The 13363-nt window shown below is 58.9% G+C and carries 10 protein-coding genes; 3 read left to right on the top strand and 7 right to left on the bottom strand.

Annotated features, from left to right (window positions below):
- Positions 1-25: 25 nt before the first annotated feature.
- From garD to ALO64_RS15350, 7 genes are all read right to left on the bottom strand, one after another.
- On the bottom strand, positions 26-1579 hold the full coding sequence (gene garD, locus ALO64_RS15320; RefSeq protein WP_044321717.1) for a galactarate dehydratase: 1554 nt from the start codon (positions 1577-1579) through the stop codon (positions 26-28).
- A gap of 10 nt (positions 1580-1589) precedes the next feature.
- Positions 1590-2975: an MFS transporter gene (locus tag ALO64_RS15325; protein WP_002555181.1), complete on the bottom strand. Its 1386-nt coding sequence runs from the start codon at positions 2973-2975 to the stop codon at positions 1590-1592.
- 163 nt (positions 2976-3138) lie between these two features.
- Positions 3139-4050: a 5-dehydro-4-deoxyglucarate dehydratase gene (gene kdgD, locus ALO64_RS15330; RefSeq protein WP_004656752.1), complete on the bottom strand. Its 912-nt coding sequence runs from the start codon at positions 4048-4050 to the stop codon at positions 3139-3141.
- 333 nt (positions 4051-4383) lie between these two features.
- The gene (locus ALO64_RS15335) at positions 4384-5133 is read right to left on the bottom strand and encodes a FadR/GntR family transcriptional regulator (protein ID WP_002555183.1); all 750 of its coding nucleotides are present in this window, start codon (positions 5131-5133) and stop codon (positions 4384-4386) included.
- Between the two features lie 98 nt (positions 5134-5231).
- Positions 5232-6965: an ABC transporter ATP-binding protein/permease gene (locus ALO64_RS15340; RefSeq protein WP_005734205.1), complete on the bottom strand. Its 1734-nt coding sequence runs from the start codon at positions 6963-6965 to the stop codon at positions 5232-5234.
- Positions 6966-7054: 89 nt separating this feature from the next.
- Positions 7055-7618 (bottom strand): response regulator transcription factor, encoded by a 564-nt coding sequence (locus tag ALO64_RS15345; RefSeq protein WP_002555185.1) that lies wholly within the window; start codon positions 7616-7618, stop codon positions 7055-7057.
- Positions 7615-8874 (bottom strand): ATP-binding protein, encoded by a 1260-nt coding sequence (locus ALO64_RS15350; protein ID WP_044344374.1) that lies wholly within the window; start codon positions 8872-8874, stop codon positions 7615-7617. Before ALO64_RS15350 ends, ALO64_RS15345 begins: the two co-directional genes overlap by 4 nt.
- A gap of 192 nt (positions 8875-9066) precedes the next feature.
- Here ALO64_RS15350 and ALO64_RS15355 point away from each other — a divergent pair, with 192 nt between their 5' ends.
- The 3 genes from ALO64_RS15355 to ALO64_RS15365 all read left to right on the top strand — a co-directional run.
- On the top strand, positions 9067-9780 hold the full coding sequence (locus tag ALO64_RS15355) for an SIMPL domain-containing protein (RefSeq protein ID WP_002555187.1): 714 nt from the start codon (positions 9067-9069) through the stop codon (positions 9778-9780).
- 136 nt (positions 9781-9916) lie between these two features.
- A complete protein-coding gene (locus ALO64_RS15360) occupies positions 9917-11524 on the top strand; it encodes an ABC transporter substrate-binding protein (protein ID WP_044344375.1) in 1608 nt (535 codons plus the stop codon).
- Between the two features lie 256 nt (positions 11525-11780).
- On the top strand, positions 11781-13363 hold a 1583-nt coding region (locus ALO64_RS15365; RefSeq protein WP_054991748.1), incomplete at its 3' end, for an ABC transporter substrate-binding protein.

Genomic DNA, 13363 nt, shown 5'->3' on the forward strand with positions numbered 1-13363 from the left:
CGTGACGCTCCGCGTCACACTCCCGTCAGGTAATCGGTGCCGGGTTGAACAGCGTGATGTCGTTGTGCAGCCGGTAGTGCTCGGTCCAGGTCTTTTTCTTGCCGCTGGCCACCTCCAGATAGAAGTGGAAAAGCTCCCAGCCCAGGTCCTCGATGCTTGCGCGTCCAGTCGCAATGCGTCCGGCGTCTATGTCAATCAGGTCAGGCCAGCGCTGAGCCAGTTCGGTGCGGGTCGAGACCTTCACCACCGGTGCCATCGCCAGACCATACGGCGTACCGCGTCCGGTAGTGAACACATGCAGGTTCATACCGGCCGCCAATTGCAACGTACCGCAGACGAAGTCACTGGCAGGCGTAGCGCAGAAGATCAGCCCCTTGCCGTTGACCCGCTCACCAGGGCCAAGCACGCCATTGATGGCGCTGCTGCCTGACTTGACGATAGACCCTAGAGACTTCTCGACAATGTTCGACAACCCGCCTTTCTTGTTGCCCGGCGTAGTGTTGGCGCTGCGATCTGCCTCGCCTTTGGCCAGGTAACGGTCGTACCAGTCCATTTCCCGCACCAGAGCCTGCGCGACCTCCTGATCCTGTGCGCGGGAAGTCAGCAGATAGATGGCGTCGCGCACTTCGGTTACTTCGGAAAACATCACCGTCGCACCGGCACGCAGCAACAGATCCGAGGCGTAGCCCAGCGCAGGGTTGGCGGTGATGCCGGAAAACGCATCACTGCCGCCGCACTGCATGCCAAGGATCAACTCCGAGGCAGGTACTGTTTCACGACGACGCAGGTTCAGCTTCTGTAGACGCGTCTCGGCCAGCTCCATGATCTGTTCGATCATTTCGTTGAAGCCGTGACTGGAGTCCTGAAGCCGATACAGCCAGGGCTCGCTGAGGTCCACCGAGCTGTCGCCCTCATGCATGACCTGCCCGGCCTGCAACTTCTCGCAGCCCAGGCTGATCACCAGCGCCTCGCCACCCAGGTTCGGGTTGCGTGCCAGATTGCGCACAGTACGAATCGGAATATAGGCATCGGTGGCAGTGATTGCCACGCCGCAGCCGTAGCTGTGAGTCAGGGCCACGACGTCATCGACGTTCGGGTATCTGGGCAACAGCTCGTCGCGGATGCGCTTGACCGCGTGGTCGAGCACACCGGTCACGCACTGCACGGTGGTGGTGATACCCAGAATGTTACGGGTACCCACGGTGCCGTCAGCGTTGCGATAGCCTTCGAAGGTATAACCCTCCAGCGGGGCCTGTTTCTCGGGCACCGCGTCGGACATCGGCAGGCTGTCGAGCGCAGGTGCCGAGGGCATGCGCAGTTGGTCTTCCCTGACCCAGCTGCCACGCGGTATCGGTTGCAGCGCATAGCCAATGGTGTGGCCGTAACGAATCACGGCCTCGCCCACGGCCAGGTCAACAGTGCTGACCTTGTGGCTCTGCGGGACGTTATCGACAGTCACCAGGCCGTTGTCGAATTCGGTTCCGGCCGGCACGCCCTGGTCGTTGACCACGACCACGACGTTATCCAGCGGATGCAGCCGGATATAGCGCGGCGAATCGGCATGTTGAATCAGGTTCATCACGGTTTCCTCAGGATTTCGCTTCGGAAAGGTCGCTGACCGAGTCGTTCAGCAATGGCCCCTTGGCAGGCGGCTCTTTCAATTCCACACGCTTGATTTCACCCACGATGAAAATGTAACTGATTACCGCCAGCAGCGCGTTGGCGCCCACGAACACCAGTGCCCATTTGAACGAGCCGGTGCTGCTGATGATGTAACCAATCACGATCGGAGTGGTGATCGATGCAATGTTACCGAAGGTGTTGAACAGACCACCGCTCAAACCGGCAATCTGCTTGGGTGAAACATCGGACATGACAGCCCAGCCCAGTGCACCGACGCCTTTGCCGAAGAATGCCAGGGCCATGAAGCCTACCACCACCCATTCGATATCAACGTAGTTGCAGGTCACGATCGAGGTGGACAGCAGCAGGCCACCGATGATCGGCGCCTTGCGGGCGAAGGTCAGCGAGTGGCCCTTGCGCAGCAGGTAGTCGGAAATGATGCCGCCCAACACGCCGCCGATGAAGCCACAGATAGCCGGCAACGAGGCAATGATGCCCGCCTTGAGGATGGTCATGCCGCGCTCCTGAACCAGGTACACCGGGAACCAGGTCAGGAAGAAGTAGGTGATGCCGTTGATGCAGTATTGGCTGAGGTAGATACCCAGCATCATGCGGTTGGTCAGCAACTGGCGAATGTAATCCCACTTGGGGCCGCTGCTGGCTGTTTTTTGCGCGCCTTTACCCTTGTCCTGATCCAGATCGACCAGCGCGCCATTGCTGGAAATGTGCTCCAGTTCGGCCTCGTTGATCATCGGGTGGTTGCGCGGGCCGTAGATGACCTTCATCCAGATCATCGAGAACAGGATACCGACTGCGCCCATGACCACGAATACGTGCTGCCAGCCGTAGGTGTAGACGATCCAGCCCATCAGCGGAGCGAACAGAACGGTGGCGAAGTATTGCGCCGAGTTGAAGATCGCCGAGGCCGTGCCGCGCTCGGCGGTCGGGAACCAGGCGGCGACGATGCGGGCGTTGCCCGGGAAGGAAGGCGCTTCAGCCAACCCGACCAGAAAGCGCAGCATGAACAGCGCGACGATGGCGGTGGAAATACCGAACTCACCCACATAGCCTTGCAGCAGGGTGAACAGCGACCAGGTGAAAATGCTCATGGCGTAGACTTTCTTCGACCCGAAACGGTCGAGCAGCCAGCCACCGGGGATTTGACCGGCCACGTAGGCCCAGCCAAATGCAGAAAAGATATAGCCCAGAGTGACCGGAGTAATGCCAAGGTCTTTCTGGATGCTGGAACCAGCGATAGCGATGGTGGCACGGTCGGCGTAGTTGATCGTGGTGACCAGAAACAGCATCAACAGAATCAAATAGCGGACGTGCGTCGGCTTGGACTTTTGCATGGTAGAGCTCCCACTGATTATTTTTTTACGCGGGTAAAGCTGTTTTTGGGTGTTGCATTACAGGCCCCTTGGCAGTGTCGCGGCGACGACAGCTACCACCTGTAAGGGTCATGCATTCCAACGACAAAACCGCTGATCGCTCAGCGGTTTTGTCCTGGGGGTGTTACTGCTTGCCTTGTTTGTCCATCAGCGCGGCGAGCATGTCGCACTCGTCCGGAGTCAGGTCAGTCAATGGCGCACGCACCGGGCCTGCGTCGTAGCCGGCGATTTTTGCGCCCGCCTTGACGATACTCACGGCATAACCGGCCTTGCGATTGCGGATTTCCAGATACGGCAGGAAGAAATCGTCGATGTACTTGCCGACCGCCTCGTGATCGTCACGGGCAATGGCGTGGTAGAAGTCCATCGCCAGCTTCGGCACGAAGTTGAAGACCGCAGACGAGTAGACCGGCACGCCCAGCGCCTTGTAGGCAGCGGCATAGACTTCAGCGGTCGGCAGGCCGCCCAGGTACGAGAAGCGGTCGCCGAGACGGCGGCGGATCGAAACCATCAGCTCGATATCACCCAGACCGTCCTTGTAACCGATCAGGTTCGGGCAACGCTCGGCCAGTTGCTCCAGCAGGGTTGGGGTCAGGCGGCAGACGTTACGGTTGTAGACCACCACACCGATCTTCACCGCCTTGCACACCGCTTCAACGTGGGCGGCAACGCCGTCCTGACTGGCTTCGGTCAGGTAATGCGGCAGCAGCAGCAGACCTTTGGCGCCCAGACGCTCGGCTTCCTGAGCGTACTCGATGGCCTGACGGGTCGGACCGCCTACACCGGCCAGGATTGGCACGCTGGTGGCGCAGGTGTCGACGGCAGTCTTGATGATTTCGGAGTATTCGCTGGCGGCCAGGGAGAAGAACTCACCTGTGCCACCTGCGGCGAACAGAGCGCTGGCGCCGTACGGTGCCAGCCACTCGAGGCGTTTGATGTAGCCCGCGCGATGGAAGTCGCCCTGAGCGTTGAAATCGGTAACCGGGAAAGACAGCAGACCGGATGAGAGGATGGACTTCAGTTCTTGTGGATTCATTATTCGAACACCCTGGAGGACATAATTGTTAGAGGATCACCGGGTCAGCGCCGATGTCGTAAGTCATCGTACAACTGATAATAAAATCACTCAACAGGGATTTTCGGGTTTTTTCAGAGGGAGAGCACCGGGGCCGTTTTTGGCTCACGCGATGCCGCGTAGATTTGTGACGCAGAGCGTCACGGCAGGCCTTCCCACGCTGGAGCGTGAGGAACGATAAGCCTGACTATTGTGCGAGAGCGTGCGGATAACCTCAATCCACCTAACACTTCGTGCGACGCTCTGCGTCGCATGCCNNATGCCGTTCTGGACGCTCTGCGTCCTCTTTAATCGTCAGGCCCGCTGCGACTCGGCTTCTTCGTGGGCGTGGCGCAGGCGTTCGCGGCTGTTGGTCAGATGCAGGCGCATGGCGGCGCGAGCCGCATCGGAGTCCTGACGGGCGATGGCGTCGAAAATTTCTTCGTGCTCGCGGCTCAGGCGGTCCATGTAGTGCTGCTGATCATCATGGGCCAGACGCGCAGAGTTCAACCGTGTGCGCGGGATGATGCTGGTGCCCAAGTGGGTCATGATGTCCGTGAAATAGCGATTGCCGGTCGATAGCGCAATCTGCAGGTGGAACTGGAAGTCAGACGCCACCGCATCCGTGGCGTGTGCGGCACTTTCATTGAGCGCGTCCAGCGCCGAACGCATCGCCGCCAACTGCTCGTCACTGCGCCGCTGGGCTGCCAGCCCGGCCGACTCGACTTCCAGGCTGATACGCAATTCGAGAATAGCCAGCACATCACGCAGAGTGACAATGGTGGCCGGATCGATACGGAACCCACTGGGGCTTGGCGTATCGAGAACGAAGGTGCCGATGCCGTGGCGGGTCTCGACCAGACCGGACGCTTGCAGGCGCGAAATCGCCTCGCGTACCACGGTGCGGCTAACGCCCTGCTCTTCCATGATTGCGGATTCGGTAGGCAGTTTGTCGCCACGCTTGAGCTGACCGCTGCGAATTCGCTCGGACAGCTCAGTCACCAACTCCTGCGCGAGGCTGCGGTGTTTTCTACGGGCGCGGGGCGGAGCGCTTTGATTTTCCATCCAACATCGATCTCTGGACTGCTAAACATGGGCTAATCATAGCTCAGCGGTTGTATGATCACACCCTCAAAAGCGCCACCCGCCCAACAGCACTAACCTCAAACCGCTGCTGGTGTCGGTTGCTCGAGCAGTTTTGCGCCCTCGATACGCACATGCCGACCATGAAAGCGTTTGAGGCTGCTGCGATGTCCGATACTGACCAGCGTCAAACCGGGCAGGCCATCAATGATTGCGCGGTGCATGGCAGCCTCGTCATCCTCATCCATGGCCGAGGTGGCCTCATCCATATACAGCCAGCTTGGCGCGACCAGCAAGGCGCGAGCAAACGCCACTCGCTGCTGCTCGCCGGGCGACAGAAAGCGTTGCCAGTGATTGCTTTCATCCAGTCGCGGTATAAGGCGCTCCAGACGACACTGGTTCAGCACCTCTGCAAAGCGTTCTGCCGGGTAGCGTTGCGCAGGTTGTGGATAACTCATTGCCTCACGCAAGGTGCCGATGGGCAGATAAGGCCGTTGCGGCAGGAACAGCGCCGTCCCTGTGGGCAAGCAAATCTGGCCCGAACCGTGCGGCCATAGACCACCGAAAGCCTTCAGCAACGAGCTTTTGCCACTGCCCGAGCGACCACTGAGCATCACTCGCTCTCCCGGACCGATATGCAGATTGGCATCGCTCAACAGTTGACGCCCCCCTGCGAGGCTCAATTCCAGGCCACGCAGGTCCAGTGTGTCGTTAGCGTGAACCCTTTCAATGGCCGGTTGCTGCGCTTCATGATCAGTCATGGCCTGACGGAAGCTCAGCAGGCGGTCACAGGTGGCGCGCCATGAGGCCAGCGTGCTGTAGGCGCTGATGAACCAACTGAAGTTCTCCTGCACATTACCGAATGCCGAATTGATCTGCATCAGATCACCCAACTCGATCTTGCCCGAAAAATACCGCGGCGCAGCCACGATGAAAGGAAAGATCAGGGCAATCTGCGAATAACCCGATGTGAAGAACGTCAGTCGCTTCTGGACTTTCATGGATGCCCGGAAGTTATTCCAGATCATCATGAAGCGCCCGCTGAGGCGCTGGTTTTCATTACGCTCGCCCTCGGACAAGGCAATACTTTCGGCGTTTTCCCGTACACGCACCAGAGCAAAACGCAGGTCCGCCTCAAAGCGCTCCTGTTGGTTGTTCAATGGGATCAGCCGCTTGCCGATCCAGTGCGTTAACAGGCTGCCGATAAGCGCGTAAAGCAGGGCCGCCCAGAACATATAGCCGGGTATGGTGACCCCGAACAGTTCGATGCTGCCCGACACGCCCCAGAGAATGACCGAGAACGAGACAAGACTGACGACCGCACTCATCAAGCCAAGCCCCAGACTGAGGGTGCTGGTGGTGAACTCGTTGAGGTCTTCGGACAGACGCTGGTCGGGGTTGTCGGTATACCCGCCCTGCTCCAGGTGGTAGTAGTTCTTGTCTGCCAGCCAGCGGGCGAAGTGCTGTTCAGTCAGCCAGCGACGCCAGCGGATAGTCAGCAACTGGGTCAGGTACAGACGATAAACCGCTGCCAGAATGGCGATCGCGGCGATACCGCTGAAGTACAGGATCAGGTGGGTGAAGGCAGCCAGGTCCTTATTCTCCAGCGCGTTGTAAAAATCCCGATACCAGCTGTTGAAGAAGACCGACACTTGTACGCTGAACAGCGACAGCGCAATCACCGAAACCAGCAACAGCCAGGCGGTGACCTTTTCCTCACTGCGCCAATACGGCGTTATCAGCTTCCAGACGCGGTGTAGAAACGCCCCTTTCACAGTGTCGTTGACGGCAGAATATTCAGCATTGCGATTCATGTAGGTCAGGCTCGCTCTCTTTGAAAGTACGATGCCTGATCACAATGAAGCAAAAAAACGCCTATACGACCACTATGAAAAAACCTTCATTAACGCCGCACAGGGCGCTTCTGCAACTTGCGTTGCAAGGTCCGGCGATGCATGCCCAGCGCCCGGGCTGTGGCGGAAATATTGCCCTCGTGCTCGGTCAGCACGCGCTGGATGTGCTCCCACTGCAAGCGATCCACCGACATCGGATTCTCGGGGACCAGCGTGTCGAGGTTGGCGTGTTCGGACAGCAGAGCCGCCAGCACATCATCGGCATCAGCCGGTTTGCACAGGTAATTGCACGCGCCGCGCTTGATGGCTTCGACCGCCGTGGCAATGCTCGAATAACCGGTGAGGATCACCACACGCATGTCCGGGTCCATTTCCAGCAGTTTGGGCAGCAGCACCAGACCTGAATCGCCATCCATTTTCAGGTCCAGCGCGGCGTATTCAGGAATGTCCTGCTGCGCCAGCGCCAGGCCTTCCTCGGCTGAACCTGCGGTGCTCACCCGAAAACCACGACGGCTCATGGCCCTCGCCATTACACGGGTGAACGTCGCGTCGTCATCGACCAGCAACAGGTGCGGCAGCTCTTCGCCTTCAACCTGGATGTCTTCGTCACTCATGCTTCTTCTCCTCGCGTATCTCGGGGCAGGCGCAGCTCGGTGAGCGTACCGCCTTCTTCATGACTGTAGAGCTTTACCGAGCCACCCGCACGGGTGACGCTGGCCTTGCTCAGAAACAGACCCAGGCCGAAACCTTTGCCCTTGGTAGTAAAGAACGGCTTGCCGATCTGTTCGGCAATTGCCAGCGGCACACCTGCGCCGTGGTCGTGAATACTGATACAGACTTCTGTGCTGTCCCAGTTCAGGTTGACTTCAAGGCCATCGGGGCAGGCGTCGGCCGCGTTGTTGAGCAGGTTGAGCAGCGCCTGGGTAAGGTCCGGTGGCGGGGCCAGCATCGGCACCTCGCCCTTGCCCAACTGGTAAAAGCGGTAGCTCACTTCCGGGCGCATCAAATGCCAACGGTTGAGGGATTCGTCCAGCCAGCGGGTGGCAGGCTGCTGCTCAACGGCCATACGCCGGTTGGCTTCGGCGGCACGCACCAGTTGCTGAAGGGTCTGTTTGCACTGCTTGACCTGCTCCTGCAACACCGACAGGTCGTCCTGCAAAGCAGGGTCACCGTGGTCCTGGCGCATTTCCTTGAGCAGCACGCTCATGGTCGCCAGTGGAGTGCCCAGTTCATGGGCCGCGCCTGCGGCCTGAGTCGCGACGGCAAGCAGCTGTTGATCGCGCAAGCCCTCCTCCCGGCGCTCGGCGCGCAACTGCTCCTGGCGACGCAGCTCTTCGGCCATCTTTGCCGCGAAAAAGGTGATGACGGAAGCTGCCAGCGCAAAACTCAGCCACATGCCGTAGACCTGCATGTTTTCCCGGGCAATGGAGTCGGTTTCCAGCGGGTACGAGCGCACCATCAGCAAGGTGTACATGCTCAGCGCAAAGCCGGACAGAATCAGCGAGTAACGCCATGGCAGCGTGGCGGCGGCAATGGTCAGCGGCACCAGATAATAAGACACGAACGGGTTGGCCGAGCCGCCCGAGTAATACAGCAGCGCGCTGTGAATCAGCAGGTCCAGCGCCAGTTGCAGCGCATATTCAAGCTCGGTGAGCGGCAGCGAGGTGCGCAGACGAATGACGGTCAGCCCGCAGAGCACCAGCGAACAGCCCAGGGTGATCGACAGTTGCAGCCACGGCAGTGGCAGAAAGTCGAACAGCCAGGCCATACCTACCGAGCCGGCTTGCGCGGCCAGCACCAGAATACGGATGAATGTCAGGCGCCACAGGTTTTGACGTGTGGCCGAAAGCATTTGAACGGGGGCGAGCATGAGCTCTCCTGATGAGTGCTCCAGGCGGATCGCAGCGAGTATAACCAAGCGAGAGGCAAAACTGGAAAAGTGCGTCAACGCACCGCACACCAGAGCAGTCCGGCATCGCAGGAACCGGGCCAAAGCGCTACAGTCAGAACACTTTGCGCCGAGCGACACGTGTCGCAGGCCGTTTGATAACAAGGAGCTCTCATGTTCAATCTTCGCCCTGCTGCCACGCTCGTCGCGCTGGCCGCCGCCCTGTCCAGCCTGCCGGCCCTGGCTGAAGAAGCCCGGTACAACCAGATTTCCTTGCGCGCCGAGGTCAATCAGGAAGTCCAGCGCGACCTGATGCTGGTTACCCTTTATACCGAAGCACAGGACAGCGACCCGGCCAAACTGGCAGCTCAGATCACTGAAACCCTGAACAAGGCTCTGGGCCAGGCGCGGCAGGTCAAGGATGTGAAGATCCGTCAGGGCAGCCGCAACAGCTATCCGGTTTACGACGACAAAGGGCAGAAGATCACCGGCTGGCGTGAACGCGCCGAGCTGCGTCTGGAAAGTGCGGACTTTGCGATACTTTCGAAGCTGACCGGCGAGCTGCTGACGGATCTGAAAATGGGCGGCATGGACTTCTCGATCTCGCCATCGACCCGCAAGGCCAGCGAAGACGCCCTGCTCAAGGACGCCGTGACTGCGTTCAAGGCCCGAGCGCAACTGGTCACAGAAGCCTTGGGCGGCACGGGTTACAAGCTGGTTAACCTGAACCTGAACACCTCGGGCTACCCGCAGCCGTATCTGCGCGCACCGGTGATGATGATGGCAAAATCCTCGCGGGAAGACTCAGCGCCAACACCCGATGTCGAAGCGGGCACCAGCCAGGTCAGCGTTGCAGCCGATGGCGTGATTGAAGTCGCGATTCCCTGAGAAACGGTCATCATTTATTCCGAGCCCGGAAACCGGAGCTCAATCAGCACAACTATCGCTCCCATGCTCTGCGTGGGAATGCAGTTACCGACGCTCTGCGTCCAATATTGAGAACGCAGCACTACGCGAGGGATCCATGGGACACACACTCTTCAAACCGCTGCTGCTGACCTCCGCCCTGCTGGCCTGCGCACCTCTGGCCCAGGCGGCCAGCACACTGGTGTATTGCTCGGAAGCCAGCCCGGCCGGTTTCGACCCCAGTCAGTACACCAGCGGCACCGACTTCGATGCCTCGGCCGAAACCGTCTTCAACCGCCTGACCCAATTCAAGCGTGGCGGCACGGAAGTGGAGCCAGGCCTGGCTACTCGCTGGGACGTCTCGCCGGATGGCCTGACCTACACGTTTCATCTGCGCGACGGCGTGAAGTTTCACACCACGGACTACTTCACTCCTACTCGCGCATTCAACGCGGACGACGTGCTGTTCACGTTCAACCGCCTGCTCGAAGCCAACCATCCGTTCCGCAAGGCCTACCCGTCCGAATCGCCCTACTTCACTGACATGGGCCTGAACACAACGATCAAGAGCGTCGAGAAAGTCGACCCACTGACCGTCAAGTTCACCCTGAACAACATTGACGCTGCGTTCGTGCAGAACCTGGCCATGAGCTTCGCGTCCATCCAGTCTGCCGAATACGCCGACCAGTTGCTCAAGGAAGGCAAGGCCGAGGAGTTGAACCAGAAGCCGATCGGCACTGGCCCGTTCGTCTTCAAACGCTACCAGAAAGACTCGCAGATCCGTTACGCGGGCAACACCGAGTACTGGAAGCCCGAGGACGTGAAGATCGACAATCTGATCTTCTCGATCAGCAGCGATGCCGCAGTGCGCATGCAGAAGCTCAAGGCTGGCGAATGTCAGGTCAGCGGCTATCCGCGTCCGCAGGACATCGAAGAAATGAAAAAGGACCCGAAACTCAAGGTCCTCAGCCAGCCGGGCTTCAACCTGGGGTTCCTCGCCTACAACGTCACCCATGCGCCGCTTGATCAGCTCAAGGTGCGCCAGGCGCTGGACATGGCTATCGATAAACCGGCGATTATCAAAGCGGTTTACCAGAGCGCCGGTCAACTGGCCGAAAACGCCTTGCCGCCGGGTCAGTGGAGCTATGACCCGACGATCAAGGATGCCCCTCACGATCTGACCAAGGCAAAGCAACTGCTCAAGGAAGCAGGCGTGGCACCGGGCACAAAAATCGACCTGTGGGCCATGACCATACAGCGCGCCTCGAACCCCAATGCGCGCATGTCTGCACAGATGATTCAGTCCGACTGGGAAAAGATCGGCATCAAGGCCAACATCGTCAGCTACGAGTGGGGCGAATACATCAAGCGCGCCAAGGCAGGCGAGCATGACGCGATGATCTACGGCTGGACCGGTGACAACGGCGACCCTGACAACTGGCTAGGTGTGCTGTACAGCTGTGCAGCCGTCAAAGGCAGCAACTACGCCAAGTGGTGCGACCCGGCTTACGACAAACTGGTGCAGCAGGCCAAGCTGACCAGTAACCGCGACGAGCGCATCAAGCTTTATCAGCAGGCCCAGCACATTCTCAAGCAGCAGGTACCGATCACACCTATTGCCAACTCGAAGGTGTTTCAGCCGATGCGCCAGGAAGTGCAGGACTTCAAGATCAGCCCATTCGGCCTGACACCCTTCTATGGTGTCAGCCTGGGAACAGTGAAGTAACAACATGGCTCCAACCGGGTGCATTTTTCTCACCCGGTTGCGCCTTAACGGTGCGTAAAACGTTTCAAAAAACGACACGCAAACGATCAACAGGGTCGAAAATTACACTTTCGCGACATTCCTGTACGATCGTGCCACTCTTTGTCGCTTCTTTGGCGTCACTGTCTTGCTTTGGGTATGGCCCCTGCATAAGTATCGGACGGATCGGCTCACGAGGTCGTTCCCTCTAATCAAAATGACAACAACTGAGGCAACCATGCTCAAACACGCGGTCATTCCGTTTCTGGTCGGCGCCAGCCTGCTCGCCAGTGCTCCTTTCGCTCACGCAGCTTCGAATCTGGTGTTCTGCTCCGAGGGCAGCCCTGCCGGATTCGATCCGGGTCAATACACCACAGGTACTGACTTCGACGCCGCAGCAGAGACCATTTTCAACCGCCTGAGCCAGTTTGAACGCGGCGGCACCTCCGTGGTGCCCGGCCTGGCAACCAAGTGGGACATCTCTGATGATGGCCTGACGTACACCTTCCACCTTCGCGAAGGCGTCAAGTTTCACACCACGCCCTACTTCAAGCCGACCCGTGAATTCAATGCCGATGACGTGCTGTTCACGTTCAATCGCATGATCGACAAGGACATGCCTTACCGCAAAGCGTATCCGACCGAATTCCCGTACTTCACTGATATGGGTATGGACACCAACATCACCAAGATCGAAAAAGTCGACGACCACACCGTCAAGTTCACTCTTGGCAAAGTCGACGCTGCGTTCATCCAGAACATGGCAATGAGCTTCGCGTCCATCCAGTCCGCAGAGTACGCCGCCAAGCTGCTCAAGGAAGGCAAGCCGGAGCTGATCAACCAGCAGCCTATCGGCACCGGTCCGTTTGTGTTCAAGAGCTACCAGAAAGACTCCAATATTCGTTACACCGGCAACAAGGACTATTGGAAGCCTGAAGACGTCAAGGTCGACAACCTGATCTTCGCCATCACCACCGATGCCTCGGTGCGCATGCAGAAGCTCAAGAAAAACGAATGCCAGATCACCGCTTACCCACGTCCTGCCGACCTTGAGCCACTCAAGGCCGACAAAAACCTGAAGATGCCTGATCAGGCTGGCTTCAACCTGGGTTACATCGCCTACAACGTGATGCCTGAGATCAAGGGCGAAGACCATCCAAATCCCCTGGCTCAGTTGAAAGTGCGCCAAGCGCTGGACATGGCGGTCAACAAACAGCAGATCATCGACTCGGTTTACCAGGGTGCAGGTCAATTGGCGGTCAACGCCATGCCGCCGACCCAGTGGTCCTATGACACCACCATCAAGGATGCCAAGTACGATCCCGAGAAAGCTCGCGAGCTGCTCAAGGAAGCGGGCATCAAGGAAGGCACCGAAATCACCCTGTGGGCGATGCCGGTTCAGCGTCCTTACAACCCCAACGCCAAACTGATGGCCGAAATGCTCCAGAACGACTGGAAGAAGATCGGTATCAACGCCAAGATCGTCAGCTATGAATGGGGCGAGTACATCAAGCGGGCCAAGAATGGCGAGAACGGCGCCATGCTGATTGGCTGGAGCGGCGACAACGGTGACCCCGACAACTGGCTCGGCACCCTGTTCGGCTGTGACGCCCTGAACGGCAACAACTTTGCCAAATGGTGTGACAAGCCGTTCGACACGCTGATCCATCAGGCCAAGGAAACGTCCGATCAGGCCAAGCGCACCGAGCTGTACAAACAGGCGCAACACCTCCTGAAAGACGCAGTGCCGATGACGCCTATTGCGCACTCGACTGTCTACCAGCCCATGCGCACTAGCGTACAGGACTTCAAGATCAGCCC

It is taken from the genome of Pseudomonas meliae, assembly GCF_001400515.1.
Taxonomy (GTDB): Bacteria; Pseudomonadota; Gammaproteobacteria; order Pseudomonadales; family Pseudomonadaceae; genus Aquipseudomonas; species Aquipseudomonas amygdali.

What these genes read in the sequence shown, in the direction of transcription:
- ALO64_RS15340 (WP_005734205.1), bottom strand. Translation starts at nt 6,965, where the DNA reads ATGAATCGCAATGCTGAATATTCTGCCGTCAACGACACTGTGAAAGGG.
- ALO64_RS15350 (WP_044344374.1), bottom strand. Translation starts at nt 8,874, where the DNA reads ATGCTCGCCCCCGTTCAAATGCTTTCGGCCACACGTCAAAACCTGTGG.
- ALO64_RS15360 (WP_044344375.1), top strand. Translation starts at nt 9,917, where the DNA reads ATGGGACACACACTCTTCAAACCGCTGCTGCTGACCTCCGCCCTGCTG.
- ALO64_RS15345 (WP_002555185.1), bottom strand. Translation starts at nt 7,618, where the DNA reads ATGAGTGACGAAGACATCCAGGTTGAAGGCGAAGAGCTGCCGCACCTG.
- kdgD (WP_004656752.1), bottom strand. Translation starts at nt 4,050, where the DNA reads ATGAATCCACAAGAACTGAAGTCCATCCTCTCATCCGGTCTGCTGTCT.
- ALO64_RS15355 (WP_002555187.1), top strand. Translation starts at nt 9,067, where the DNA reads ATGTTCAATCTTCGCCCTGCTGCCACGCTCGTCGCGCTGGCCGCCGCC.
- ALO64_RS15335 (WP_002555183.1), bottom strand. Translation starts at nt 5,133, where the DNA reads ATGGAAAATCAAAGCGCTCCGCCCCGCGCCCGTAGAAAACACCGCAGC.
- garD (WP_044321717.1), bottom strand. Translation starts at nt 1,579, where the DNA reads ATGAACCTGATTCAACATGCCGATTCGCCGCGCTATATCCGGCTGCAT.
- ALO64_RS15325 (WP_002555181.1), bottom strand. Translation starts at nt 2,975, where the DNA reads ATGCAAAAGTCCAAGCCGACGCACGTCCGCTATTTGATTCTGTTGATG.